This is a genomic window from Microbulbifer mixtoriginis (SeqCode) (assembly GCF_052468275.1).
In genome coordinates, this window is sequence record NZ_CP174341.1 from 4,240,052 (window position 1) to 4,266,227 (window position 26,176).

The following is a 26,176-nucleotide window of genomic DNA, read 5'->3' on the forward strand; positions in this document are numbered from 1 at the left end:
TGCTGTGCCTTGGCAACCTTCTTAAAAGCAGGTTGCCAGCAAGATACTACCATTCATAACCGACACCCACGGTTACCTTGGTATCCTCTTTTTCACTCTCGAGTGATGGTGTGTTGTCGTACTGCCACTGATAGCCGATTTCCATCAATACGCCTTCAACCAATGGCGTGCGTACACCCAATTCGGCATTTGCCTGGTAATCATCGCTATGATCAAAAGACTGTAGGGTTTCCTGGTTAAAGTAAATTTCCGGACCCAGGGAAAATTTATAGCGATAATCTAGCTTAATTCGACCCGCCACATATTGGTCGTCCTGGTCTTCACTCAACTCGGTATCGATAAAATCTTCCTGCAGGCTACTGACACCACCTGCCAGTGAAAATGCAGTCTTGTCTGTATCGTAGAATAGGTAACCAAGGCCGAGACCCATAGTGGTCCCCAAATCCAAGTTGCGCGCCTCTTCATGCTCCCACTCAGTGTTTGCCTCGGCAAACCACTTTTCTGCGAAGATCCAGCGCAAGTCATAGGCCAGCTGGTATTTTTCCAGGGCACCATCATCTTCACTATCTTGGTTCTGGTAGAGAGCTCCTATCAGATGATGAAAATCCCCATGACGTACATCCAAATTGAGTTTGGTATCCAGGTCTTTTCGCTCACGGTTACCAGATTCAAAGACACCCCCAGCACTCACGTTGCCTTTGAAAGTCAGTGGGTTACTGACAAAGTGCGGATACGGCTCTGCCCGCTCGACTCCAGGGAAATCAATTAACCAACCATCTCCCTCTGCGCAGTAGACTTCCCACTGCTCCTGCCGGTGCCCCGCCAGGGTACAGGGCTCATCGCGTCCGGCAATCTTCAAGTCAGTATCAACATCCATAGAGACGACTTTGGACTTATCGACTTTGACCTGGCCAAAAGTTTCTGACTTCCAAATTACCTGTTCGCTATCAACCAGCACCAACTCTCCCTGAATACGATCACCATTCTCAAGGGTGAGCACACCAGCATGGAGTGGCAAAGACGCCAGACAGAGAAGAGTTTGCGTGAAAAACCTAGACAAGCGTGTCGATAGAACCACAGGAGGACCTTAAAGTTTCTGGGTGAACCAACAGTGAAAACCGTTCTAAAAAAACAAAACAAGCTGCAATAATGCCATAACTGTCATTAATCTGGCACGCCGTTACTACCCAACTACCCATGGCAATACATGGGCAAGGCTTCTTTAGATGCTCATTTATAGCCTATTCGGCATCAATTGCGGCAAACTGAAGCTAACTTCCGGTAAATGGTTTAGCAGAGAAATTTTGTGAGCAAAGAACAAGCCAGCGATACACTTGCCAGAATATGCCGCGTTCTGGCCTCAATCCCATGTGGCCATGTAGTCACCTATGGGGATCTGGCGGAAATGGCCGGCTTCCCCAGGGCTGCACGACTTGCGGGCCAACAACTGAGGAAGTTACCCAAGGACACTGCTCTTCCTTGGCACAGGGTGATTAATGCCCAGGGCCGTATCTCGCTGCCAGAGCCCGGAGCCTCTCGCCAGCGGGAACGGCTGGAGAGTGAAGGGGTTAGTTTTCTTAAGGGACGGGTAGATATGGCGAAATATCGCTGGAAGCCCTAGATCAGGCATCCTCTGCACAGTCATGGAGTGATCTTGCCTATTAAGCCTCCTCGCCCTCGCCTCTCCAGGGGGCTACGACAAAGAGTAACAGCATCCCCGGCACCGCAAGCGCTGCGCACAACAGGAAGAAGTTGGTCCATCCCATAGACTCTACCAAGTACCCCGTGGAGGCATTGGCAAAAGTTCTGGGCAGGGAGGTCAATGCCGTAAAAAGTGCCAGTTGTGTCGCAGTGTGTAATTTACTGGTTGTTCGAGCAATAAAGGCAATAAACACCGCTGTCCCGAGCCCCACCCCTAAATATTCAAAAGCAATCACCACTGCCAGTAACCAGAGGCTGGGCTTAAAGCCCGGGGTGCCAACCAAGCCTTCATTAGCTTGGGCCAGAATCATAAAGCCGAAGATCGAAACAAGCTGAATAACCCCAAAAATCCACAGGCACTTATTAATACCGATACGTACGATTAACAGACCGCCTAGAAAGCCGCCAATTACCGCCGGCCAAAGTCCAGCATTTTTAGCAACAATACCAATATCCGTATTGGAGTAGCCCATATCCAGGTAGTAAGGTGTCGCCAGGGCTGTTGCCATACTGTCGCCCAGCTTGTAAAGAAACATAAATGCCAATACTAAAATGGCATGCTTAACACCGTTACGACCGAAGAATTCCACAAAAGGCAGGACAATTGCTTCGCGCAAGGACCTAGGCCGCTCCGCCGGGTGTTGCGGCTCAGCTACCATCAAGGTCATAAAAACTGCGATCAGCATAAAAGCTGCCGTCACCCAGAAGACCTGTCCCCAGGCCAGATGATCCGAGAGAATCAAACTGAGAGAGCCCGGCACCAAGCCGGAAATCCGGTATGCGTTGGCATGAAAAGAGTTACCGAGCCCCAACTCCCAGTCCGGTAGAATTTCCCGGCGAAAAGCATCCAGGACAATATCCTGGCTTGCACTAAAGAAGGCTACGCCAAAACACAGGGCCGCTATCGTCCAAATATTAAACTGGGGATTGAACATGCCCAATGCGCCAATAAAAAGGATCAGCAGCAGCTGCATCACCAACATCCACCCCCGGCGGCGCCCCAGTATTGGAAACGCGTAGCGCTCCATAAGCGGCGCCCAGATAAACTTCCAGGTATAGGGCAATCCCAGCAGGGAGAAGATGCCTATCGTCGCCAGGTCCACCCCTTCAGTTCTCAGCCAGGCAGGTACCAGCTGAATCAGCACAAACAGCGGCATCCCCGAGGAAAAGCCGGTGCCGATACAGATCAGCATTCTCCGGTTAAATACCGCTTCCCTGACTGTTTCGTGGGACATAGTTTGTCGCGTTTATTTGTTAACTCTGCAATTGAAAATATGCACTCTCCAATTTACACAGCGATAAACTCAAATGCGGGGGGAGTATTAGCGGCGCACAGGAGAGGTAGTGGTTTCCCCTCCACCAACATAGACACAAGCTGACAAAAATGCTCGGTGACTACCGTCACCCAATGCACAAATAGCTGGTAACCAAAAACGCTAAAGGCCACGTTCAGTGGCCAAAAAGAAAATCGATAAGCCTTCGATAGGAAAAACGAAAAGAGAGGGGGCACCCTATGGCCGCAATAAGCCCTTAACCCGGCTGGGGCTGTTCTTCACTCCAGCCGCGTCTCTCCCGCCGCCAAAAATAGATAGAAAGGAATATGGCCGGCAGCCCCATTAGTGCCGCATAAATAAAGAACTGGGCGTAGCCCTGAGCATCCACCACGATACCGGAGAAGCCACTGATAAATTTACCCGGCAGTGTCATGAGTGAGCTGAACAGTGCATATTGGGTGGCTGTATAGGCCTTATTGGCCAGGCTGGAAAGGTAAGCAACGAGCACAGCATTAGCCATACCACCACTGATATTGTCGGCACTAATCACCAGCGCGAGCCATGCCTTGTCCGGTCCTATCAGTGCAAGCTGAGCAAACAAGAGATTGGTACACGCCACCATCACTGCACCGAGTATTAATGGGCGCAGCACACCATAGCGAACAACTAAAACCCCGCCGAGAAAAGAACCGATAATGGTACAGAAAAACCCAAATAGTTTACTGATTTCCGCGATTTCAGTCTTGGTGAACCCCAAATCCAGATAAAACGGATTCGCCATTATCCCCATCGCAATATCGCTGAGACGGAAAATACCGATAAAAACCAATAAAACGAGGGCAAAGCGACCATTGCGCTGAAAGAATTCAACAAAAGGGCACACTACAGCTCGAATAAACCACTGTTTCAGGCGGCCGTGCTCCCCCTTCCCCAACAGGCGTTCTTCCCACTCACTTTGCAGCTTATCTGCCTCTTTGTTCACCTTGCTGTGATCAGGCTCGGAGACTAGCAAGCATGTAATCACCCCCACCCCCATGAGGGCTGCCATCACAAGATAAGCACCTGACCAGCTGAAAGCATCCGCAATAAATAACGCCCCGGCTCCGGCAATCAGCATTGCGACTCGGTAACCGAATACGTAGTTAGCCGCCATAGCACCCTGGTAATCTTCATCCATGGCCTCTATTCGGTATGCGTCAATTGCCACATCCTGCGAAGCCGAACAGAAGGCAACCCATAAAGCGAGCAGGGCTACTTCCATCAGTGATTGCTGCGGGTTAACGCTGGCCATACCCACTAGCCCGATAGCAATCCCCACTTGAGATACCAACATCCAACCGCGGCGTTTACCCAACTTATCAGTGAAAAAAGGCAATCGTAGTTGGTCAATAATTGGGGCCCAAAGCACTTTTATCGAAAAGGTAATTCCCACCCAAGCGAAGAAACCAATAGCTGTGCGGCTTACACCAAAATCTCTCAGCCAGGCGGTCAGGGTAGAGAAGACCAATAAGAGCGGAAGGCCGGCAGAAAAGCCAAGAAAAAACATGGTGAGTACACGAGGCTTAAGGTAAGCACCGAGGGCTTGCCCCCATGTCAGTTGCTGCTGCGACATATTCAACCTTTCCCCTTAAACCCCATAATTGGCCTTGGTAAAATAATGCGGGCAACTAGCCCGCACTTGGCCATCAATTTAGAACTGATGCGCTCAGTGGCCCCACAGAACCTCGAGCTCGGCCTCCGCCAATTTATTGGCATTTACATTGAAACCCACTTTAGCGGGGGAAGAGTTCTCATCCAATGGCAGCGAGTCTACTTTCAGGGCATAGACTCGAAAACGGTAGCGATGATCGCCGTGCCCCTTTGGTGGACAGGCGCCACCATAACCGGGGTTGCCGTAATCATTGCGCCCCTGAACGGCCTCTGGTACCAAACCATTTTTCAGGTCGCCCGCGCCTTCTGGCAAACTGGTTACCTCAGCGGGAATATTGAACATCACCCAGTGCCACCAGCCACTGCCAGTTGGCGCATCGGGGTCGTAAACCATTACCGCATAGCTTTTAGTTCCTTCAGGAGCACCGCTCCAGCTCAGTTCGGGGGAGAGGTTTTCTCCACCACATCCACTGTACACATGAGCCAGCGGCATTTTGCCACCGGGTTTTAATGAGCTGGAAGTGAGCGTCAGCTGCCCAGCTTGTGCAGCCATTGCCGCCAGGAAAAGGGCCGATGCCACCAGGCCCGCTCTGAGTTTGCAGTAAATAAAGCGGCCAAATCCTAAATTCATATTCAATCGTCCTGTAGTTATTTTTCTGCTTCGGCCAACAAGCTTGAAGCCCGGTCCAAATCCATATTGCCGCCGGTGAGGACAATCGCAACATTCTTATTGCGAAAGCGCGCGCTGTGCTCTAGCACAGCCGCCAGGCCAACTGCCGCAGAGGGCTCAACCAATTGCTTGGTACGCGTCCACAACAGCTCCATTGCCCGCACGATACCATTTTCTGAAACTGTCACAATATCTCGCACCGTGCGCCGAATTACAGAGTAATTTCTGCGCCCCAGTGTGGTGCGCAGGCCATCTGCGATAGTTTGCGGCTGCTGGGTGGTGACATGCACACCACCACGTAGTGATCTCTGAGCGTCATCTGCGCCAGCGGGTTCCGCACCAATTACCAAGACATCTGGTGCCAGGGCTGCCATGGCCAAACCAATTCCGGCGAGTAGCCCCCCGCCCCCCACGGGTGCCAGGAGTACATCCGGAGTAAAACCCTGATCGCGGCATTGCTGCACCACTTCCAGGGCAACAGTACCCTGCCCGGCGATAATACGACTATCGTCAAAAGGCGGAACCACATGGGCCCCCGTCTCCTCTACTACGGTTTGCAGTGCGGCCTCGCGCTCCGATTGGGTAGGACCACAAATAATTATTTGTGCGCCATAACTCTGTACAGCCTCACGCTTAGCTCTGGGCGCCGTCTCGGGCATCACCACAATGCAGGGTAGGCCCCTCTCAGCAGCAGCCCAGGCCAAAGCAGCACCATGATTTCCCGAGGAGTGAGTCGCTACCACTTCAGTTCCAGCAGGCAGGTTGGCAAGAGCATTGGTGGCACCGCGGGCTTTGAAGGCACCTACTTTCTGTAGATGTTCACACTTAAACCAGAGGTTAGCGCCCCCCACTTGGTCGAGTAATTGGGAGCGAATTAGCGGTGTTCGGTGGACAGAGTCAGCAATGGTTTGCGCGGCACAAAAAACATCCGCACTGGTGGGTAGGTCATTACGATCCGAGGGCATAGCATTTTTATCTAAATAATTTTTGCTGAATGTACCAATTCAGCCCCCCAAAAAACCAGTAAAATCCCCGCTGCTGGTCACACTTCTCAGTATTTCTACTTCTGCAGCATTCTCAACAAACTGAATTTGCGTTTGCTGTAAGGGGCGTAACGTAAATTAACATCCAAAATATTTTTGCGCTTCATTACCGCTTTATAGTGGCTAAAAGTTTTAAAGCCATGTTCACCGTGATAACAACCCATACCGCTGGCTCCCACCCCACCAAATGGTAGATCTTGGGCCAGCATAAACATCATGCAGTCATTCACACAGGCGTTACCGGAGCTGCAGCTGGAAAGAATCCGCTCGGCCAAGCTATCGCTTTTAGTAAAAATATACAGTGCCAGCGGTTTTTCCCGCTGATTGACAAATCCCTCCACTTTTCCGAAGTCATCCAGTTCGACCACCGGCAGGATTGGCCCGAAGATCTCATCCTGCATCACTGAAGCTTCGAGATCGACGCAGCGCATCAGTGTCGGCGCTATATAGCGGTTGTCGGCATCTACCTCACCGCCATAAATAACATCTCCACCACTGAGAAGATCCGCCAGGCGCAGGGTATGCCGGCTATTGACGATACGTCCGTAGTCCGAGCTCTTTTGCGGGTCCTCTCCGAACATTTTTGTCACCGCCTGCTGAATAGCAGGCACCAGGAGATCGGCGGTGTGACGGGTGCACAGCACATAATCCGGTGCGATACAGGTCTGCCCTGCATTGGTAAACTTTCCCCAAGCAATGCGGCGGGCGGCGAGTTCAATATCGGCATCGTCAGCCACAATACAGGGGCTCTTGCCCCCCAGCTCCAATGTAACCGGCGTCAGGTGCTCAACTGCAGCCGCCATAACAATCCTGCCGACTCTAGCACCACCGGTGTACATAATATGATCCCAGCGCTGCTCCAGTAACTTAGAGGTCTCGGCCGCAGCGCCTTCAACACAGGCAAAAGCGTCGTGGTCGAGGTAACGTGGCAGCAGTTCAGCAATCAATTGGGAGGTACTGGGAGCCAGCTCCGAGGGTTTCACTACTGCGCAGTTACCCGCAGCAATCGCGGGAACCAATGGCGATAACAACAACTGCAAAGGGTAATTCCAGGCACCAATAATCAGAACCACCCCAAGCGGTTCCGGCTGGATGTAACTGTTTGCGGGCTGGGTCAAAAGTGGTGAGGATACTTTGCGAGGGCGAACCCAGCGCTTCAAGTGTTTCAGAGTATGTTCGATATCAGCGTAGAGGAAAGCAATCTCGGTCAGATAAGCTTCTTGTGGCGCCTTATGTAAATCTTCACCCAGGGCCTGAATAAAGCGGGTTTCATTTTCACTGAGCATCTTGCGCAGTTGATTCAACTGCCGGCGTCTCCAGCTCAGTTCCACAGTGGCACCACTACGGAAATAAGCCCTGAGGCCAGCAACCAAAGCTGCGGTATTGCCACCACTTGCCACACTGAGATCTGACAGCATTTGTGCTTCCAGTAATGAAACCTTCAACCCCTGCATCCTCCACTAAGTATATGTCGCCCGCAGCCAGGCAAAGAACCTGGATTTTGTAGCGGGCGCAATCTTCTTGGATACTGGTGTTAAGTCAAGTAACTGTTAGCAAATTAATCCCACTTTATAATTTTTTGTGGAACTTTGATCCCAGTGGGTGCGAGTGTTCACATTTAGAAAAACAAGACAGTAAGTGCCAGTGCGGTAATCCACAGCAGTAGGGACCTGGATAGTAACGCCTGCAAACCTTCGATCTCCGCACCACTCTGGCGCTGGATATGGGAGAGATCTGCAGAGGCACTGCACTCACTGGCATCAATCCCTCCCAGGGCCCCCTCCAAATAGGATTCGAGAACCTGATCAGTATCCCGTTCCCGGCACATCAGGCACTGCCTCCAGGCCCTGTAACAGCCGGCAAAGTTACCGACAATGGCAAAACTTAGCCCCATCAACCTTACTGGCACCCACTCCAGCAACCACAGCCAGCGCGCGGCCAAAGCCTCCCGTTCGGTTCCCCGAGCACGCTCCGCGTAAAGAGCGCTCAGGCGAAACAGCAGCGCTCCCGGAATACCCAGCAGGATAAACCAAAACAAAACGGCAAAAAGTCGCTCGAAAGCGGAATAGGCCGCTCCGCGAAATACCTGCTCATGCAAACGTCCGCCCTCGGCGGCACTCTCGTGAATTTCCCGCAACAGGGGGCGTGCCGCTTCGGCGGCCCCGTTAAAATCACCCCGATACCAGTTGCGCAGATAAGCACTCAAAGTCTCATTAAAATTTCCACGTCCCAGGCAATAGAGCAGTAGAGGGACCCCTAGCAAAAGCCCCCCCAAAGCCCCAGCGGAAGATTGGGCAAAAGCCATTGCCAGCGCCGCCATCAGAACCGGCGGCAGGACGCTAAATCCGAGTAGCAAGCCTTCTTTTCCCTGCAGCGGGGAAAGCCCCTCGATGTGGGTACTCCAGCGATCGAACCAGTGATCGCGATGTAAAGGCGCGCCCGATCCCCAAATTTGTACCAAACCCAAGGTCAATAGAATAATCAGCAAGGTCATAACGTTGCCGTGATAGTGCTAAAGAAATTCAGTTACCGGCACAAAAGTGCCGAGATTCGATTGTAAGACTCTAATTAATAAATATGTGCCAATAATACCGCTCACAATTACTCGGCGCCTTTTTTTACGTCCCCCAGATAACGCTGCCAGTCAAAGCCTGGGCCCGGATCTAATTTGCGCCCAGGAGCTATATCAGAATGCCCGGTAATTTTATCGACTCCTATCCCTGGATAAGCCTGCATAATCGCTCGGGTAACTTCTGCCAGCGCCAGATACTGAGCATCGGTATAAATATCCGTATCCAGGCCCTCCAGCTCAATACCAATGGAAAAATCATTGCAGTTGCTGCGCCCCCTAAACTCCGACTTGCCCGCGTGCCAGGCTCGCCGGTCCAAAGGCACATATTGAGTGACGATGCCGTCGCGATCGATAAGCAAGTGGGCAGAAACCTGTAAAGCGGCAATTTCCGTGAAGTAAGGGTGGGCATCAATGTCCAACTGCCCAAGGAAAAACGTATCAATATAGGGGCCACCGTACTGACCTGGGGGCAGGCTTATGCTGTGAATCACCAGTAGGTCTACAGGGCAGTTATCCGGCCGGCTGTTGCAGTGTGGGCTGGGAACACGACGCGCCCCTGATAACCAGCCGGAATCCACTTGATATTTCAATCTGCGATCTCCGCTCCAAAAAAACTACCAACCCGAGTAGCCCGGGATTTCAGCAGTAACCATTTTATGGAAGCGTTGATCGATATGCCAATCCGTTTGGAACTGTCTGACGACAGAAGTGGAAACCCGGTCTAGACTGCCGGGTATATGAAATTGCCTTTTTATTCCCTAACGCTGTTCACTGCGTTTTTTACGTACATTACCGATTACTGACTGCAAGGCGCGCTCGAACAGCATGCCGTCATCTAGGGGTAACAACTGTGCTGAGCGCAGGGCATGGGCCAGTTCCAGGCGGGCAAATTCCGCTACTTTGGCACCATTGCGATTTACAAAAATAAACTGGTCGATATCCCGGATCACCGCCGCCAAACGGCAGCGGAACTGTTCCTCTTCGGATCGCTTCAGCTCGAACCAGCTACCCTGAGCCAGGCGGAAGGTCATCTGCCAGTGGGGATCGTCTTCATCGAGTTGTGCCAGTCCCTGCTGCTCCTCAGTAACCGGGGCGACTTCAGCTTGGGCCACCGCCTGCTCTATCTCCTCCATAGGCGGCAGAGCAACTTCCTCTTTGGCTTCGGCACTATCAACCGCTACCCGATCCTCAGCCAAGGCCACTTCAGCTTCTGGCGATTCTGCAACTGCTTCAATCTTGGCTGTTTCAGCCGGTGTTTCCGCCACCACTTCTACGGCAGTAGCCGCTTGGACTTCCCTGGCTACCTGCTCTTTGACTAAGCGCTCGCGCTCCTCTGTTAAGCGTTGTGCCAAGGCGAAGCGCTCGCGATAAATTTCCTTAAGGCCAGCAAACAGATTACGGGCCTCAAAGGCATTGTAGGAAAGCGCCTCGATACCTTCCCTCAGGCGCTCCTGCAAAGTTGGCAGAAGGCTCAAAAGCTGCTTGCGTGCTTCCGGCATCGGCGCCTGCACACTCCAGACCAGGTCTCGAGCGGTGCGCACATCGCGACTCCAGGCCTCACTGTCAGTACCCTCTTTAACGCAGGTGAGGAATAAAACGTTATTCCAAACCTTATTGAGCCAGTCCTGCACAACCGGCGGCAGATCGCGCTCCGCCACCAACGCATCCATAACAGCAGCAACGCGCGCTCGTGCGGCCTGGGTTTTTGCACGGCCATCGGCCTCATCCACCACTCGGCGTTCTAGCATCTCGGCGCGTTTGCGCTCACGGGCTATAAATTCACGCAGGGACTCCAACAAGGATGAAAAGATATGAATATCCTGATCAAACTCATTCAGGGCGCGCTCAACAATCTGGGAGATTTCCCGGTAAAGAGGGTCGGACTCATAGTTTTCCGGAGCCTGCCAACCCGTGGCTGCATCGGCGAGTTCGTTGAGCAGCTTACGTGCGGGGTGCCCCCCTTTACTAAAGAATGATTTATCGGCGATAGCCACCTTTAGCAAGGGCAGCTGTAAACGACCCAACAAGGATTTAATGGGCGTTGCCAGGCTGCGATCTTCCAGGATAAAGGAGAACAGCATCTCCACCAGCTTGATAACATCACTGTCCACTTTCGCCAGCGATGCCGCTTGGTTTGCCTCTACCAAACGCTGCTGTAATAGCTCACCCACATTGAGCAATTGGGCCGTACCACCGCCCTGGTAATGAGCTCCGCTCTGTAAGGCGCCCAGGTGGCTGAGCAGATCTCCCGCCGGCATGGGGGTCATACCAGCTGTAGCAGGTACTAGGCCCGGAGCAAAGTGGCCGCTAACTGGAACGCCTGAAGCAACCGGCCCCTGCCCCTCAGCCGCAGCATGGCCGGCACCCACCGTAGTCTGGGCACCACCTGACACCGGCGTAGAATGTGCAGGCCGTTGACGCGCCGCACGCTGTTGCTCCCTCAGAGAGGGCAATACTCCCTGCTCCACCAACAACTGGTTACAAAAATCATAAAACCCCCGCAGCTGTTGCATAACAAGCTGCTCAAACTTTTTCAGCAGGGTGAGGCGGGCGCGAATATGTAGATCGAGGGGCTGGATTGCCTCCACAAAGGCGTCGCAAATAACATCGGGCCCCAAGGGGTTGTTCTTGTCGTAAATCTTAACCGAATAAAGGGTATCCAGGCGCAGACACAATTCCGTTAAAGGTTCTGCAAAATCGCGTTTTGCAGAAGCCACCATGGTATCTGCAGCCACCAACTGCTCTAGATCATCGTTGTGAACCAGTGACAGATTATCTGGAGCAAAGCTGGGTGTGTCCTGAGTCTCCTGGCGAATCTGAAAAGCCTGTTGGACATTGCCGATGAAGTTTTCTGCAATATTGCGGCGCTCAACCCGCAACAGGCGCAAGGCTTGGAACAATCCATCTTGCTCTTCCTGGCCATGGGCACGCTCGGCCATGGCAAAAAGTGAGTCATCCACTTTGCCAAACAGTGACTTGACCCGCTCGAATAACTCGGCGCAAGCCTTCTCCTTCAACATTGCAACGGCCGATGGAAGCACCATGGCTTTACCTGCAAGCGCCGTAGATCGCTCTGCGCTTTTCTCTGAAAGGGAAACTACCTTGCTGGATTCACTCATTTCCAAGAGGTCCTTCAAATACCATCCGGCTATTACGTATTTGCTGGCTTAAATCTTGTTGGCCGCACAAGTCGCGGTAAATAACCAAGCCTTACTTTTTACCCACACCACTTCTATCAATCAGTGGAAACAGGTTGGGATGCACACCGCCACCACTAATTGAAATTAATCGACATTTTGCTTGAGAAAAACCAATAACCTCTTGATTTTGCTCAGATTTCAAGCTTTTTAATGCAGGTAAATTGAATAGTGAAGACAGGGATAACGTGCACCTACGCCGATACCCATCCGCCTTGGATTTTACCCATGATAACTGCCCTATTGACACAGTTTCGCGACACATTTGAGACACTTGTCACAGCGAAATGTTGGGGCAGCTGCTACCGGGAAAAATACATGCAAAGGAGTGGCATGGACCCCCAGGCAATCCAAATCCCATGGGTTTTGGTAAACTGCCCGCGCGTTTATTTCGAGGTTTGCCAATGCACCCTAAAGACTCCACCATCCCAAACATCATGACCGACCTGCAAAGGGCTGTGCGAACGGCACTGGAGGAGGATATTGGCGATGGCGATATCACCGCCCAGCTGATCCCCGCTGATCGCAGTGCCCGTGCCCGCGTGATCACCCGTGAGGACTGCACCCTGAGCGGGCGCGCCTGGGTTGAGGAGATCTTTCGACAACTAGATCCCGACCTGCAATTAACCTGGCATTTTACCGATGGCGATAGAGTTTCCGCCAATAGCGTGATTTTTGAACTCGAGGGCAATGCCCGCACAATCCTCACCGGCGAGCGCACCGCACTTAACTTTCTGCAAACCCTGTCCGGCACAGCAACCACTGCCGCAGAGTTCGCCGAACGCGCCACCGGTACCGAGGTGAAAATCCTCGACACCCGCAAAACCATTCCAGGCCTGCGCAGCGCGCAAAAATATGCCGTACTGTGCGGCGGCTGCCACAATCACCGCATCGGCCTCTACGACGCTTTTCTTATCAAGGAAAATCATATCGCCGCTGCCGGTGGTATCGACAAGGCCGTAGCCCAGGCGAGAACGATTAAACCGGGGGCACTGGTAGAAGTTGAGGTGGAAACTCTCGAAGAACTCCAGCAAGCGCTAGATAGCGGTGCAGATGTAATAATGCTCGATGAATTCAACGATGCGGACACCCGCAGTGCTCTGGATATGGCCAAGGGGCGCGCGAGAATTGAAATTTCTGGCAGTGTAGATCGGGAGCGAATCGCACAGCTGGCGGAACTGGAAGTCGACTACATATCCTCTGGCAGTTTGACCAAGCACCTGCGTGCGGTCGACCTATCGCTGCGTATCGAATTTTAGATTTGATGGGGCACAGTGCTGCTACTGCCGTGCCCCACAAGCCCGCCAACAACAATCAGTGATGATGGTGGTGGCTTTCTTCCTGTGGCTTCTCCTCAACAGATTCCACGGCATTCATAGCACCGTGATTGCTGTGATCTCCGTGCCCCCCATGGCCGAGAGCGCCCCACAATGTCCAAAAGCCAAACAGCATAATCGCAGCGGCAAACCCCAGACGCACCCCTGGCTTCTGCACGAAATTACGCACCTGTGCGGCGGCGGCGCCAGTGGCCAACATGGCTGGCAAGGTGCCTAGGCCGAAAGCAAGCATCGCCAACGCCGAGCGTTCCGCACTGCCCTGGGCCAAAGCAAAAGTCAGGGCGCTGTAGACTAAACCGCAGGGCAACCAACCCCACAGAGAACCCAGTGCAATAGCCTGTCCCGCGGAACGCACCGGCAACAACTTAGCGGAAAGCGGCTGAACATAGCGCCAGAGATAGCTACCGCCCTTCTCCAACCACACCAGGCCGCGCCAGATGCCCGCTACATAGAGCGCCATCACAATCAACATTATTCCTGCAGCAAACCGCAACGGTGTCAGTGCCGGAATGACAGCAGCCCCCAGGGCACCGGCCAGGCCACCCATCAATGTGTAACTGGCAACGCGCCCCAACTGGTAGGAACCCAGTTGCACCCAGGCGGTCTGCCTACCTGGCACCGCCATGCCCAGCGCGCCAGAAATCCCTCCACACATACCAATACAGTGACTACTGCCGAGAAAACCGATGGCGAGCGCAGCCGCCAAAAATCCCCAATCCCCCACGAACTACTACTCCTTTTCCTCAGTCTTTGTGGATGATGCCTGCAGATCATCTTCAAACAAGATTCGTCGTCCCTCCGTCTCCAGATCGTCATATTGGCCGTTATTTACGGCCCAGAAGAAGACTTTTATGGCGAGAGCAACAAATACCACCGCAATAGGAATCAGGAAATAGAGACTGTCCACGCTTCACTCCTCTGTATTAATCCGCCAATCTGGGGCGAATATTGGGCTCTACACGGGTGGTGTCCTCTGTAGAAGGTGCGGCTCGAGACAAGCGCAGTGCATTGATAACCACAACCAGAGAGCTCAGAGACATACCAATAGCGGCAGCCCATGGAGGCACCAGGCCGCACACCGCCAGGGGCAGTGCTATGACGTTATACCCCAGGGCCCAGGCCAGATTTTGACGTACCACCCGGCGACACTTACGAGCCAGAGCGATAGACTGCGCCAACACTCGCAGATCACCGTTGAGCAGAATCGCATCCGCGCGGGATTGGGCCAGGTCAGCGGCAGACATCATCGCCACCGACGCGTCAGCACCTGACAATACCGGCACATCATTGAGACCATCACCCACCATCAGGACTTTCTCCCCCGCATCCTGCCGCTGCTTCATATGGGAGAGCTTGTCTTCGGGCGATGCACCAGCGCGGAAACCTTCAATGCCCGCCTGGGCAGCCAACCGTTTTACTTCAGCGGATTGGTCGCCGCTCAACAATTCAACTGACAGGCCCATTTGGCCCAGCTGCTCAACCGCCTGTGCGGCGGAGTCCCGCAATTTATCGCCAAGCGCGATCCAGGCGATAGCGCCAATATCATCGGCCAGCAACAGCCACTGCCCCTCTCCCTGTGGAGCCGCAATAGATTGCGTGATGGCAAAATCGGCACGGCCCAGGCGGTAGCGGTTGCCCTCTATCTGCCCCTCCAGGCCGCAGCCTGTATGTACCTTGAGCTGGCTTGCAGTCAGGTTGCCACGCCAGGCACGAAATGCCCGCGCCAGTGGATGGTGAGTTTGGGACTCGAGTGCTGCAGCCACATCTTTGACTTTCTGTTCGGTCCAGCCATCACGCAGTAAATCAATATGCAGGATGCGCGGCTCACCACGGGTCAAGGTACCGGTTTTATCGAACACCACACGACTGATGCGGGGCAAGGTCTCTAAAAGACTGCCGCCAGCAACCAACAAGCCCAGCTCCTGCAGACGCAGAGTTGCTGAGGCCAATGCCGCAGGTGTCGCCAAAGACAAAGCACAGGGACAGGTCACCACCAACACGGATAAGGCCACCCAAAATGCCCTACTTGGGTCCAGTTGCCACCAGACCGCGAAAGCACTCAGGGCTGCAACCAGTACGACTCCGACAAAAATGCCGGCAACCCGATCCGCCAGGGCTACCTGAGCTGGTTTCTCCAGCTGGGCGCGCTCCACAAGACGCTCAATCGCCGACAAGCGCGTGGATTTTCCGGCGGCGGTGACACGCACGGTAAGACTGGAATCGCCGTTGACGCTGCCTGCATACACAGGACTGCCCACGGTCTTTTGCTGTAGCGCAGATTCACCACTGAGTAGCGATTCATCTACGCCACTCTCACCTTCGAGTACCTCACCATCAGCGGGAATCGTATCGCCGGGGCGCAGTAAAATCCGATCGCCAGCCGCCAGGGCTGCTACGGGGACGTGGGCAATCTCAGTGCCGTCATACCTTGCCGCGGTCATGGGCAACAGCTGCGCGAGCCCACCGCTGGCTAGCCCCGCTCGGTGGCGCGCGCGCATCTCAACAGTGCGCCCCAACAGCAAAAAGAAGGTAAACATGGAGATGGATTCAAAATATACCTCGCCGGTACCGAATACGGTGGCATAGAAACTGGCCCCATAGGCCAGGCCAATAGCGAGGGAAACCGGCACATCCATACTCAAGTGGCGCGTGCGCAGACTGCGCAGGGCCGCGCTAAAGAAAGGCCGCGCGGCATAGAACACTACAGGAGTGGCTACCAGCAGAGAGACCCAGCGGAAGTAACGTTCGAACTCACCCACATCACCGCTGCCGGCACCAAAATAGAGGGCGATGGCGAACATCATCACCTGCATGGTACCGAGACCAGCGACCCCGAGGCGGCGCAGGGCAGCGCGATGCTCACTCTGGATCACACTTTCACGATTGGCAGCAGTCGCCGGCGCAGGGCGGTAGCCGATCTGCTCCAGGGCCTCAAACAGGGCGCTGGGTTGAATCTGCTCTGGATCGAAAACAATTTGCGCGCGCTGGGTACTGGCGTTGACCGAGACTTTCTCGATACCGGCCAATTGCCCCAGATGTTTTTCTATCAACCAGACACAGGCGGCACAAGTAATACCACCGATCAGCAGCGCCGCCATTTGGCGCCCGCCGTCCCAGTCGTGCACAAACTGCTGCTGCACTTCGGGAAGATCATAAGCACTCCAGCGATCCTGTGGCTGGTTCTGCTCCGGGCGATCACTTTGTTTTTCCCGATAACGGTAAAAACCGTCCAATCCCCCGGAGACAATTGCACTCGCCACGGCCTCACATCCCGGGCAGCACATGCTGCGCGGGACACCTTCGATCACAACTGAGTGATTACTGCCAGCGGGAACCGGTAGACCACAGTGATAACAGGGTGACTTCATTGACTGCCGGGATTCATGGGCGCCGCGTTGCCCAGGTCGAAGTTGATCTCGCCTTTCAAACGCCACTCGGCTTGCTGATGTGCACTTGGGTCAAGTTCAGGCATCAGACGCAGGTACCAGCGGCTTTTTAAGGCGCCCGGTACTTCACCGGAATAGCGCCCCACAGAGAGCTGTGACAACTCGATATGCTGGTCCAGATCCTCTTCCACCGGGTGGCTCAGAGTGAGCAGCAGTTTTTCCGGGTAGTCGGTATTGCCATTCAATTCGACAGTAACGCCACCTTCAGTGCGCTGGAACTGCACCAAAGCCGCCAGCCCCAGAGCCTTGGCACGCTGGTCTTGCTCCGCGGAAAAATGGTACATGCGGCTGTCTTTGTAGTAGGTATCGCTGACCTGATCATCAGCAAAACGCACGGCAATGGAGACCGTAATAGAGGAGACTACAACCACCGTAATCAACGGTGCCAAGACCATCCAGGCCCAGAATTCCCGATACCAGGGTTTCGACGTTGGTTCATTCATCGCGTTACCAAAATTACCGTTTTGTGCAGAAAAGCAGAGCCCGCCTGAGCGGGCCCGTACTTTGCAACGGGAACGGCTTCCCGTCTACTGCTTGGGACCAATAAATACCGCTCGATGCTTATTGACCAGCTCCGGGTCATCGACAGCCTGCACCACGATATCAATATCGTGCTTGGTGTCCTTTAGCTGGGTCTCGGGCACACTCACCCGAATCGGTACCGGATAGATCTCCCCGGCCTTCAGGTAAATATTGCGCGGTTTGCGCACCGAATAATCATAATTCGGATTGCCCTCAACACGGATCGTGAACTCATGAGCTGCCTGATCCATATTGCTGATCTTCACGGTATACACATTCTGCACCAACCCTTGTGAAACCCGATACATACGGGCACCGCGGTCACGGGTGACTTCCGCCTCGATAGGACTGCGAGTTGCCACCTGATGCGAAAACAATCCTATCATGGCCAGCAAAACGACTGCGTAGCCAAACAGTCGCGGACGCAAAAAGTTCGTCTTGCCAGTCTGCAGCTCGTCTTCAGAAGTGAAGCGAATTAAGCCCTGCTCATAGCCCATCTTATCCATGACGCTGTTACAAGCATCGACACAGAGGCCGCAGTTGATACACTCAAACTGCAAGCCATCGCGAATGTCGATATCCACCGGGCAAACCTGCACACACCAATAGCAATCGATACAGTCACCCATACCTTCGGCTTTGTAGTCCACGTTCTTTTTGCGCGGCCCGCGAGTCTCACCACGCTTGGCATCGTAGTAAACCGCAAGGGTATCCTCGTCGTACATCACCGACTGGAAGCGTGCGTAGGGGCACATGTATTTACATACCTGTTCCCGCAAGAAGCCCGCGTTCATGTAAGTGGCAAAGGTAAAGAAAGCTACCCAGAAGACACCTTGCGGATGAGCTTGGAAGGTGGCGAGGTCTACAACCAACTCACGAATGCCATAGAAGTAGCCTACGAAAGCCAAGGCTGTAGCCAGAGAAATCAACAGCCATAAAGCGTGCGTGCCGCCCTTGCGCAGAACCTTTTCCACGTTCCACGGGGCCTTATCCAGCTTCATGCGCTTGTTTCGATCACCCTCGCAGATACGCTCCGCCCACATAAACATCATGGTCCATACGGTCTGAGGGCAAGTGAAGCCACACCAGACCCGCCCCATCCAGGTGGTAACAGCAAACAGGGCGAAGGCGGCAATAATCAGCAGCCAAGCCAGTAGGAAGCCGTCCTGGGGGCCAAAGGTTGTCCAGAAAATATGGAATTGTCGGGTGGGGAGATCAAAAAAGACTGACTGGCGCCCGTCGATATTGATCCAGGGAAGAAAGAAGAAGGCCAGCAATAACGGCAGGCCGGTATATTTGCGGATACGGGTGAAAACACCCTTGATATGTCGGATATAAATTTTATCGTCCGACTCATACAGCATGCGATAGCGAACCTCGCCATCACCTTCCTGTTCCTCACGGGTTGGAATTAAATCACTCACACAAACCTCACTCTCGCACGGACACATCTTGTACGCGGGCCAGGTAGCCACTTATTTTGAGGCTTTTTTCTCCGTCCCTGCAGCGCCCGGAGTCCCTTGAAAAAACAAGGCCCAGCAAATGCCGGGCCTCAATAGTAAATTACTGCTGTTCTTCGTCCTGCTGGGACAGGCTGTAGACATAGGCCGCTACCAGGCGGATTTTGTCTTCACGCAGTTTATCTCTCTGCGCGGGCATCATATTGGATCGCCCACTGCGAATGGTGTGCTGGATCTGCTCCCGGCTGCTGCCGTAGAGCCACAGATCGTCGGTCAGGTTGGGAGCACCCAGGGCTTGATTACCCTTGGCGTCCATTCCGTGACAGGCCATACATACAGTGTTAAACACCTTCTGGCCTTCAGCAGCCATCGCCTTGTCGTGGTTTAGGCCATTGAGGGAGAGCACATACTCGGTGGCATTACGCACACCCTCTTCACCAATAATCGGACCTTGTGGAGGCATCATACCCTGACGCCCATTGTATAGGGTCTCAAGGATTTTCTCCGGGGTACCACCATACAGCCAGGCGTTATCGGTCAGGTTGGGGAAGCCAAAGTTACCGCCGGCATCGGCACCGTGACACACCGCACAGTTGTTAGCAAAGATTCGAGAACCCATTTTTAGGGCTTCCGGGCTCTGCGCAATCTGCTCAATAGGCATATCGAGGTATTTGCCAAACTGCTCGTCGAACTTTTCCTGGGCCTTAGCCTGGGAAGCTTCCAACGCGCCGACAGATGACCAGTCACCAAGACCTTTGAAGTTACCCAGGCCTGGGTAGATCACCAGGTATCCTGCAGAGAACACCAGTGTGGCGATAAACAGCATGAACCACCACTTGGGCAGAGGATTGTCGTACTCCTCAATACCGTCGTAGACGTGGCCGGTTGTTTTGTTTTCCGGTTCAGCCTGGTCGTCCACCGCAACCTTTCGGTTGGCGAACAACACCCAGGTAATCAACGCCAGATTGGCGAGGGTGAGTACAATTACCCACACACTCCAGAATGTACTCATTACTTATCCTGCCCCTGTTTTCGTTCAGTCCCGGGCTTTTGCCCGGATTTGGATTCGTCCTTCTGAGCAGCCGACGAATCATCCTTATCGGCTTGCTGCTCATCATCGGCAAATGGCAAATTGGCATCTTCTTCGAAGCGCTTCTTGCGCTTCGGAGAGAAAGCCCACCAGCAAATAGCCAGAAAGGCCAGTGATCCCAGAACCAGTCCGATTTCCCGCAAAGTTTCGATAGTCACGAGTTTCCTTCCTCGCTATTAGCGTTTTTGGGTAACCAGGGTACCCAGCTGTTGCAAGTAAGCGACCAGCGCATCAATTTCCTTCACCTTGCCACCTTTGAAAGGCTCGGCGGCATTGGCGATATCCTCATCGGTGTAGGGCACACCGACCAGGCGCAGCGCTTCCATCTTACGCGCGGTGTAATTACCAGTAACCACATTGTCGAACAACCAGGGGTAGGCCGGCATAATGGATTCAGGCACTACACTCCGTGGGTTGTACAGGTGAGCACGCTGCCATTCATCGGAATAGCGGCCGCCCACACGGGCCAGGTCAGGACCAGTACGCTTGGAGCCCCACAGGAAGGGGTGCTCGTACACGGATTCCTGTGCCATGGAATAGTGGCCGTAACGCTCCACCTCGGCGCGCAGTGGGCGCACCATCTGGGTGTGGCATACGTGACAGCCTTCGCGAATATAGATATCCCGGCCTTCCAACTGCAGTGCGGTCAGCGGCTTCTGACCCGGCAGCGGAGTGTAGTTTGCCTTGGTAAAGAACTGCGGGACAATCTCTACCAGAGCACCAAAGCTGATGGCGATAATGGTGAAAAAGATCATCCAGCCGATATTTTTTTCTACGATGTCATGATTCTTCACGATCTAAACTCCTATGCCGCAGGCACTGCACGAACGGTGTTATCGGCTTCGGCATCGTTTACTTTCTCAGTAATCGTGCGGTAGACGTTGTAAGCCATCAGCAGCATACCGACCAGGAACATGGCACCGCCCAACCAGCGCACCACATAGCCCGGGTGGCTCGCAACAACACTTTCCACGAAGCTGTAAGTCAGGGTGCCGTCGGCGTTGAAGGCGCGCCACATCAGACCTTGGGTAATACCGTTTACCCACATCGCAGCGATGTACAGAACCGTACCTACAGTAGCCAGCCAGAAGTGCGCGTTGATCAGCTTGGTGCTGTACATTTCGCGACGCTTCCACAGAACAGGAACCAGGTGGTACAGAGCACCGATAGAGATCATCGCAACCCAGCCCAATGCGCCGGAGTGTACGTGGCCCACAGTCCAGTCGGTGTTGTGAGACAGAGCGTTCACAGTCTTGATAGACATCATCGGGCCTTCGAAGGTGGACATACCGTAGAAGGACAGGGATACCACCAGGAAGCGCAGGGTAGGATCGGTGCGCAGCTTATGCCAAGCGCCAGACAGGGTCATGATGCCGTTGATCATACCGCCCCAGGAAGGCGCCAACAGGATCAGGGACATTACCATCGCCAGGCTCTGTGCCCAGTCGGGCAGCGCTGAGTAGTGCAGGTGGTGACCACCAGCCCATACGTACAGGGAAATCAGTGCCCAGAAGTGAACGATAGACAGCTGGTAGGAGTAAACCGGACGACCAGCTTGCTTAGGTACGAAGTAGTACATGATGCCGAGGAAGGCTGCAGTCAGGAAGAAGCCTACTGCGTTGTGGCCGTACCACCACTGGATCATCGCATCCTTGGTACCGGAGTAGATGGAGTAAGACTTGAACGGAGCAACCGGAATTTCCAAATTATTAATAATATGGAGTACGGCAATGGTGATGATATAAGCACCGAAGAACCAGTTGGCAACGTAGATGTGGGAAGTCTTGCGCTTCATGATGGTGCCGAAGAACACCAGTGCATAGGCAACCCAAACTACGGCGATCAGGATATCGATCGGCCATTCCAGCTCAGCGTATTCCTTGGTGGAGGTGAAGCCCATCGGCAAGGTAATAGCCGCTGCCACGATAACGACCTGCCATCCCCAGAAGGTGAAGGGAATCAGCCAGCCGCCCCAAAGGCGAACCTGACAGGTGCGCTGCACCACATAGTAGGAGGTGGCAAACAGAACACTACCACCGAATGCGAAGATAACCGCATTCGTGTGCAGTGGCCTCAATCGCCCAAAGTGCGAGAAGGGCTGCCAGAAATCGTTCAGCTCGGGCCAGGCCAGCTGAGCCGCGATCAATACGCCCATGCCCATACCAAAGATGCCCCAGACCACGGACATGATGGTGAACTGGCGCACGATATTGTAGTCATAGTCCGGCACAGGGCCGGTCTTTGCCACCGTTGTCGTCATGTTTTTACTTCCGTTGCTTTTAAAATTCGGTTCCACTGAGCGGGCCTGGCCCACCACTGGGTCTGCAGCAGTCATGTATGAACCCGCTTATAACTTCGAAGGCATACACATAACTGTCACTGTTGGCCAGAAAAGGATTTAAGCGCATCCATTTCCAGCCTTGACTGATCTAAATCAACTAAGCCGACTAAATCAATTTTCTTCCTTTACCAGCGGCGATGCGCAGGCGCAGGGCATTGAGCTTGATAAAGCCCTCTGCATCTTTTTGGTTGTAGGCTCCAGCATCATCCTCGAAGGTTGCGATACGCTCATCGAAGAGGCTATCTACAGAGCGGCGGCCTACTGCACTGACACTACCCTTGTAGAGTTTCAAGCGTACTTCACCATTCACCACTTCCTGGGATTCATCGATAGCGGCCTGCAACATACGGCGCTCAGGCGACCACCAGTAACCGTTGTACACAAGATCCGCGTAGCGCGGCATCAAGGAATCTTTCATATGCGCCACTTCGCGATCCAGCGTAATGGACTCGATAGCACGGTGCGCCTTCATCAAAATTGTTCCACCGGGAGTTTCGTAACAACCGCGGGATTTCATACCCACATAGCGGTTTTCCACAATATCCAGGCGGCCAATGCCGTTAGCTCCACCCAACTTGTTCAGTTTTTCCAGCAGGGTGGCCGGGCTCAAACGCTCACCGTCGATTGAGACTGGATCACCTTTCTCAAAGCCGATGGTGATGTAAGTCGGCTCTTCTGGCGCGGCCTCCGGGCTCACACTCCAGCGCCACATATCTTCCTCGGCTTCCGCCCAGGGGTCTTCGAGGATGCCACCCTCGTAGGAAATGTGCAGCAGGTTGGCATCCATCGAGTAAGGGGATTTTTTCTTCGTAGAAGAGAAATCCACTGGAATCTTGTGCTGCTCGCAGTATTGCATCAGCTTTTCGCGGGAATTTAAGTCCCATTCGCGCCAGGGCGCGATTACCTGAATACCCGGCTTCAGTGCGTAGGCACCCAGCTCAAAGCGCACCTGGTCGTTGCCTTTACCGGTGGCACCATGGGAAATAGCATCGGCACCGGTCTCGTTGGCAATTTCAATCAAGCGCTTGGCGATCAGCGGACGCGCGATAGAGGTGCCCAGCAGATACTCGCCCTCGTAAATCGCATTGGCACGGAACATCGGGAAAACGAAGTCCCGCACATATTCCTCGCGCAGATCGTCGATATAAATCTCTTTCACACCGAGCGCCTCGGCCTTGGCCCGCGCCGGTTCAACTTCCTCACCCTGGCCAATATCCGCCGTGAACGTCACTACTTCACAGCCGTAAGTATCCTGCAGCCATCGCACAATCACTGAAGTATCCAGTCCGCCGGAATATGCCAGTACTACCTTCTCGATTTTGCTCATTGCTGTCCTCTGCTGCTGGATTTTTGCCGCCACGATCAAAGTGCGGCGATTGGAATCACCTATCTGTGAAGTTTGTTTCGTTCTGGGGGAGGTTATTCTTGGAGGTATGCCCAGGCTCGGTATTTATGGGCACAATTAATACCCACACACTTTATCGGGGCGCGATTGTAGCGCCTCTGCTCGCAATCGACTAGCGCCAAGGTGAGAGTCTATACAATTGATTAACTTTTAACCGGTTCGCGCATCGCATTTTGACCCTGCATCGGGTAGCATGCGCGCCGCACAGAGACACTTCTACAGCAATTGATATCCTGGAGTACCATGACGGAGCAAATCACTCTTCGCGCCCCCGACGACTGGCATATTCACCTGCGTGATGGCACCGCCCTGGAACGCACCGTTGGCGATGCCGCCCGACAATTTCACCGCGCAATTGTGATGCCAAATTTGGTACCGCCCGTCACCACCGGTGAAGGCGCAGCCGCATACCGCGAACGCATTCTCGCGCATATCCCAGCCGGCCACACTTTTGAACCGCTGATGGTGATTTACCTCACCGACAAGACCGATGCCGAAGTGATTCGCCAGGCCCACGCCAGCGGCGTAATCGCAGCAAAACTCTACCCGGCTGGTGCCACCACCAACTCCGACTCCGGCGTAACTGACATTGCCAATATTTACCCGGCTTTGGAAGAAATGCAGTCCTGCGGCATGAAGCTGTTGGTACACGGTGAGGTCACCACCAGCGATATCGATATTTTCGACCGCGAGCAGGTATTTATCGAGAAGACCCTAGCGCGCCTGGTAGAAGATTTCCCCACTCTGAAAGTGGTTTTTGAGCACATCACAACCGCCAATGCCGCTGAGTTTGTGCAAAATGCCCGCGAAGGCGTTGCCGCGACGATTACCGCGCACCACTTGCTGTACAACCGCAACCATATGCTGGTTGGCGGTATTCGCCCGCATTTTTACTGCCTGCCAATTCTCAAGCGCGGCGATCATCAGTCCGCACTGATTGAAGCCGCCACCAGTGGCAGCCCGAAATTTTTCCTCGGCACTGACTCGGCCCCCCACGCGCACCACAAGAAAGAGCACGAGTGCGGCTGTGCCGGTTGCTACACCGCTTACTCCGCTATCGAGCTGTACGCCGAAGCCTTTGAGCGCGCCGGTAAGCTGGATAAGCTCGAAGGCTTCGCCAGCAATTTCGGCCCGGATTTCTACGGCCTGCCGCGCAACCAGGACACCATCACTCTGGTGAGGCAGCCCTGGGCACTTCCCGAAGCGCTGGATATGGGCGGCGAAAAGCTGATCCCCCTGGCCGCCGGTGAAACCCTGAACTGGAAGCTCGTATAATTCCAGTTCAAACCCTCGCGGGCCCAAGCCCGCGAACCCCCTACCCCGCCGGATTTATCCCGGCACAACTGAGATTTACAAGGACCCAAAGTGACCCCGGCCGAAGAACCCACAGGACCAAAGAGCTCCCTTGCCCAGCGATTTCGCGGCTTCCTGCCGGTTGTGATCGATCTGGAAACCGGCGGCTTTAATGCGCGCACCGATGCCCTGCTGGAAATTTCGGCGGTAATCCTGGATATGGATGAAGAGGGGAAACTTTTCCCGCTGGAAACCCACAGCTTTCACCTGGAACCATTCGATGGCGCCAATGTGGAGCAATCGGCGCTCGACTTTATCGGCATCGATCTGGAGTCCCCCGAGCGCGAGGCCTGGCCAGAGGAAATCGCCCTGCCGGAAATGTTCCGCAAGATCCGCAGTGCCGTGAAGAAACACAGCTGCACCCGCGCCATTATGGTTGCCCACAACGCCCACTTCGACCTGGGCTTTGTGAATGCCGCGGTTGAACGGACCGGGATCAAGCGCAATCCCTTCCACCCCTTCTCCTGCTTTGACACCGCTACCCTCGCCGGACTCGCCTACGGCCAAACCGTGCTGGCGAAAGCCTGCCAGGTAGCCGGTATTGAGTTCGACAATAGCTGCGCCCACTCCGCCGAATACGACGCGGAAAAAACCGCAACCCTGTTCTGCGGTATCGTCAACAAATGGCGGGAGCTGGGTGGCTGGCCAGTGGCCAATACCGAACTCCTGGAGCAGGAGACCGAGTAATCCTCGTTCGGGCCAGTGCAACTGGCCCTCTCCCACAAACCGCCCTTTAGTGACAGTGCAACCTCTGTATATGGCGGCAAACTGTGCACTATGAGTGCCACTTAGGCAGTTGGATGCTTTTTTATCCAATTTGCTGTATGATGACTGGCCAACCCAAAACACCGGACAGTCACCGTGGCCAAAAAAGCATCCTCCTCTTCCAGTCGTAAGCAGACCGCCCCCTTAGAGACCAGCGAGAGTATTGAGGCGCAAGTGCAAGCCTTTTTGGAGAAGGGTGGCGAGATCGAGCAGGTCCCCAAGGGGGTCAGCGGCCAGACCAACACTTCCGGTCCCAAACATATCACTCTGGGCAAAAAACCTCGCAGCTAACTGTTTGCCACTAGCTACGCAAATCACCCCACAGTGAAAACCCCGGTATCAGTATTTGC

The 26,176-nt window shown here is 54.0% G+C and carries 25 protein-coding genes; 5 read left to right on the forward strand and 20 right to left on the reverse strand.

Annotated elements, in window-relative coordinates; all coding sequences use genetic code 11:
- Nucleotides 1-46 precede the first annotated feature (46 nt).
- Nucleotides 47-1,018, reverse strand: coding sequence for a DUF481 domain-containing protein (locus tag ACJJIC_RS18610; protein WP_444888299.1), 972 nt, complete (start codon nt 1,016-1,018; stop codon nt 47-49).
- 288 nt (nt 1,019-1,306) lie between these two features.
- Here ACJJIC_RS18610 and ACJJIC_RS18615 point away from each other — a divergent pair, with 288 nt between their 5' ends.
- Complete coding sequence (locus tag ACJJIC_RS18615; protein ID WP_252084961.1) at nt 1,307-1,621, forward strand: MGMT family protein; 315 nt, start codon at nt 1,307-1,309, stop codon at nt 1,619-1,621.
- Nucleotides 1,622-1,661: 40 nt separating this feature from the next.
- Here the strand turns inward: ACJJIC_RS18615 and ACJJIC_RS18620 are convergent, their stop codons facing one another.
- From ACJJIC_RS18620 to ACJJIC_RS18660, 9 genes are all read right to left on the reverse strand, one after another.
- Nucleotides 1,662-2,936: an AmpG family muropeptide MFS transporter gene (locus tag ACJJIC_RS18620; RefSeq protein ID WP_252084960.1), complete on the reverse strand. Its 1,275-nt coding sequence runs from the start codon at nt 2,934-2,936 to the stop codon at nt 1,662-1,664.
- 295 nt (nt 2,937-3,231) lie between these two features.
- Nucleotides 3,232-4,587 (reverse strand): AmpG family muropeptide MFS transporter, encoded by a 1,356-nt coding sequence (locus tag ACJJIC_RS18625; RefSeq protein ID WP_444908969.1) that lies wholly within the window; start codon nt 4,585-4,587, stop codon nt 3,232-3,234.
- 93 nt (nt 4,588-4,680) lie between these two features.
- Nucleotides 4,681-5,256 carry a YbhB/YbcL family Raf kinase inhibitor-like protein gene (locus ACJJIC_RS18630; RefSeq protein ID WP_444885770.1) on the reverse strand — a complete coding sequence of 192 codons (576 nt, stop codon included), beginning with the start codon at nt 5,254-5,256 and terminating at the stop codon, nt 4,681-4,683.
- A gap of 17 nt (nt 5,257-5,273) precedes the next feature.
- The gene (locus tag ACJJIC_RS18635) at nt 5,274-6,260 is read right to left on the reverse strand and encodes a threonine ammonia-lyase (protein ID WP_444908968.1); all 987 of its coding nucleotides are present in this window, start codon (nt 6,258-6,260) and stop codon (nt 5,274-5,276) included.
- Between the two features lie 95 nt (nt 6,261-6,355).
- Nucleotides 6,356-7,783 (reverse strand): aldehyde dehydrogenase family protein, encoded by a 1,428-nt coding sequence (locus ACJJIC_RS18640; RefSeq protein WP_445357621.1) that lies wholly within the window; start codon nt 7,781-7,783, stop codon nt 6,356-6,358.
- Nucleotides 7,784-7,956: 173 nt separating this feature from the next.
- On the reverse strand, nt 7,957-8,832 hold the full coding sequence (ampE, locus tag ACJJIC_RS18645) for a regulatory signaling modulator protein AmpE (protein ID WP_444908967.1): 876 nt from the start codon (nt 8,830-8,832) through the stop codon (nt 7,957-7,959).
- Nucleotides 8,833-8,939: 107 nt separating this feature from the next.
- Nucleotides 8,940-9,500, reverse strand: coding sequence for a 1,6-anhydro-N-acetylmuramyl-L-alanine amidase AmpD (gene ampD / locus ACJJIC_RS18650; protein WP_444908966.1), 561 nt, complete (start codon nt 9,498-9,500; stop codon nt 8,940-8,942).
- A 168-nt stretch (nt 9,501-9,668) separates the two neighbouring features.
- Nucleotides 9,669-12,029: a DUF1631 domain-containing protein gene (locus ACJJIC_RS18655; protein WP_445357622.1), complete on the reverse strand. Its 2,361-nt coding sequence runs from the start codon at nt 12,027-12,029 to the stop codon at nt 9,669-9,671.
- 91 nt (nt 12,030-12,120) lie between these two features.
- A complete protein-coding gene (locus tag ACJJIC_RS18660; protein ID WP_445357623.1) occupies nt 12,121-12,252 on the reverse strand; it encodes a hypothetical protein in 132 nt (43 codons plus the stop codon).
- A 292-nt stretch (nt 12,253-12,544) separates the two neighbouring features.
- Between ACJJIC_RS18660 and nadC the strand changes: the two genes are divergently transcribed.
- Nucleotides 12,545-13,366 (forward strand): carboxylating nicotinate-nucleotide diphosphorylase, encoded by an 822-nt coding sequence (gene nadC, locus ACJJIC_RS18665; protein ID WP_444900921.1) that lies wholly within the window; start codon nt 12,545-12,547, stop codon nt 13,364-13,366.
- 55 nt (nt 13,367-13,421) lie between these two features.
- Here the strand turns inward: nadC and ACJJIC_RS18670 are convergent, their stop codons facing one another.
- From ACJJIC_RS18670 to ACJJIC_RS18715, 10 genes are all read right to left on the reverse strand, one after another.
- Complete coding sequence (locus ACJJIC_RS18670) at nt 13,422-14,168, reverse strand: sulfite exporter TauE/SafE family protein (RefSeq protein WP_444898849.1); 747 nt, start codon at nt 14,166-14,168, stop codon at nt 13,422-13,424.
- Nucleotides 14,169-14,174: 6 nt separating this feature from the next.
- On the reverse strand, nt 14,175-14,351 hold the full coding sequence (gene ccoS, locus ACJJIC_RS18675; protein ID WP_252084951.1) for a cbb3-type cytochrome oxidase assembly protein CcoS: 177 nt from the start codon (nt 14,349-14,351) through the stop codon (nt 14,175-14,177).
- 16 nt (nt 14,352-14,367) lie between these two features.
- Nucleotides 14,368-16,812 carry a heavy metal translocating P-type ATPase gene (locus tag ACJJIC_RS18680; RefSeq protein WP_445357624.1) on the reverse strand — a complete coding sequence of 815 codons (2,445 nt, stop codon included), beginning with the start codon at nt 16,810-16,812 and terminating at the stop codon, nt 14,368-14,370.
- The gene (locus ACJJIC_RS18685) at nt 16,809-17,333 is read right to left on the reverse strand and encodes a FixH family protein (protein ID WP_444908963.1); all 525 of its coding nucleotides are present in this window, start codon (nt 17,331-17,333) and stop codon (nt 16,809-16,811) included. Before ACJJIC_RS18685 ends, ACJJIC_RS18680 begins: the two co-directional genes overlap by 4 nt.
- Nucleotides 17,334-17,417: 84 nt before the next feature.
- Nucleotides 17,418-18,836 (reverse strand): cytochrome c oxidase accessory protein CcoG, encoded by a 1,419-nt coding sequence (gene ccoG, locus ACJJIC_RS18690; RefSeq protein ID WP_444891026.1) that lies wholly within the window; start codon nt 18,834-18,836, stop codon nt 17,418-17,420.
- Nucleotides 18,837-18,975: 139 nt separating this feature from the next.
- Nucleotides 18,976-19,884: a cytochrome-c oxidase, cbb3-type subunit III gene (gene ccoP / locus ACJJIC_RS18695; RefSeq protein ID WP_444885779.1), complete on the reverse strand. Its 909-nt coding sequence runs from the start codon at nt 19,882-19,884 to the stop codon at nt 18,976-18,978.
- Nucleotides 19,884-20,120 carry a cbb3-type cytochrome oxidase subunit 3 gene (locus ACJJIC_RS18700; RefSeq protein WP_252084946.1) on the reverse strand — a complete coding sequence of 79 codons (237 nt, stop codon included), beginning with the start codon at nt 20,118-20,120 and terminating at the stop codon, nt 19,884-19,886. Before ACJJIC_RS18700 ends, ccoP begins: the two co-directional genes overlap by 1 nt.
- An 18-nt stretch (nt 20,121-20,138) precedes the next feature.
- The gene (ccoO, locus tag ACJJIC_RS18705; protein WP_152452172.1) at nt 20,139-20,756 is read right to left on the reverse strand and encodes a cytochrome-c oxidase, cbb3-type subunit II; all 618 of its coding nucleotides are present in this window, start codon (nt 20,754-20,756) and stop codon (nt 20,139-20,141) included.
- 11 nt (nt 20,757-20,767) lie between these two features.
- The gene (gene ccoN, locus ACJJIC_RS18710) at nt 20,768-22,222 is read right to left on the reverse strand and encodes a cytochrome-c oxidase, cbb3-type subunit I (RefSeq protein WP_444885924.1); all 1,455 of its coding nucleotides are present in this window, start codon (nt 22,220-22,222) and stop codon (nt 20,768-20,770) included.
- 187 nt (nt 22,223-22,409) lie between these two features.
- A complete protein-coding gene (locus ACJJIC_RS18715; protein ID WP_252084944.1) occupies nt 22,410-23,630 on the reverse strand; it encodes an argininosuccinate synthase in 1,221 nt (406 codons plus the stop codon).
- 321 nt (nt 23,631-23,951) lie between these two features.
- Here ACJJIC_RS18715 and pyrC point away from each other — a divergent pair, with 321 nt between their 5' ends.
- From pyrC to ACJJIC_RS18730, 3 genes are all read left to right on the forward strand, one after another.
- Complete coding sequence (gene pyrC / locus ACJJIC_RS18720; RefSeq protein WP_445357625.1) at nt 23,952-24,983, forward strand: dihydroorotase; 1,032 nt, start codon at nt 23,952-23,954, stop codon at nt 24,981-24,983.
- A 90-nt stretch (nt 24,984-25,073) separates the two neighbouring features.
- Nucleotides 25,074-25,748 carry a ribonuclease T gene (gene rnt / locus ACJJIC_RS18725; RefSeq protein WP_252084942.1) on the forward strand — a complete coding sequence of 225 codons (675 nt, stop codon included), beginning with the start codon at nt 25,074-25,076 and terminating at the stop codon, nt 25,746-25,748.
- Nucleotides 25,749-25,922: 174 nt separating this feature from the next.
- A complete protein-coding gene (locus ACJJIC_RS18730; protein WP_252084941.1) occupies nt 25,923-26,117 on the forward strand; it encodes a PFL_1563 family small protein in 195 nt (64 codons plus the stop codon).
- Nucleotides 26,118-26,176: the final 59 nt, after the last annotated feature.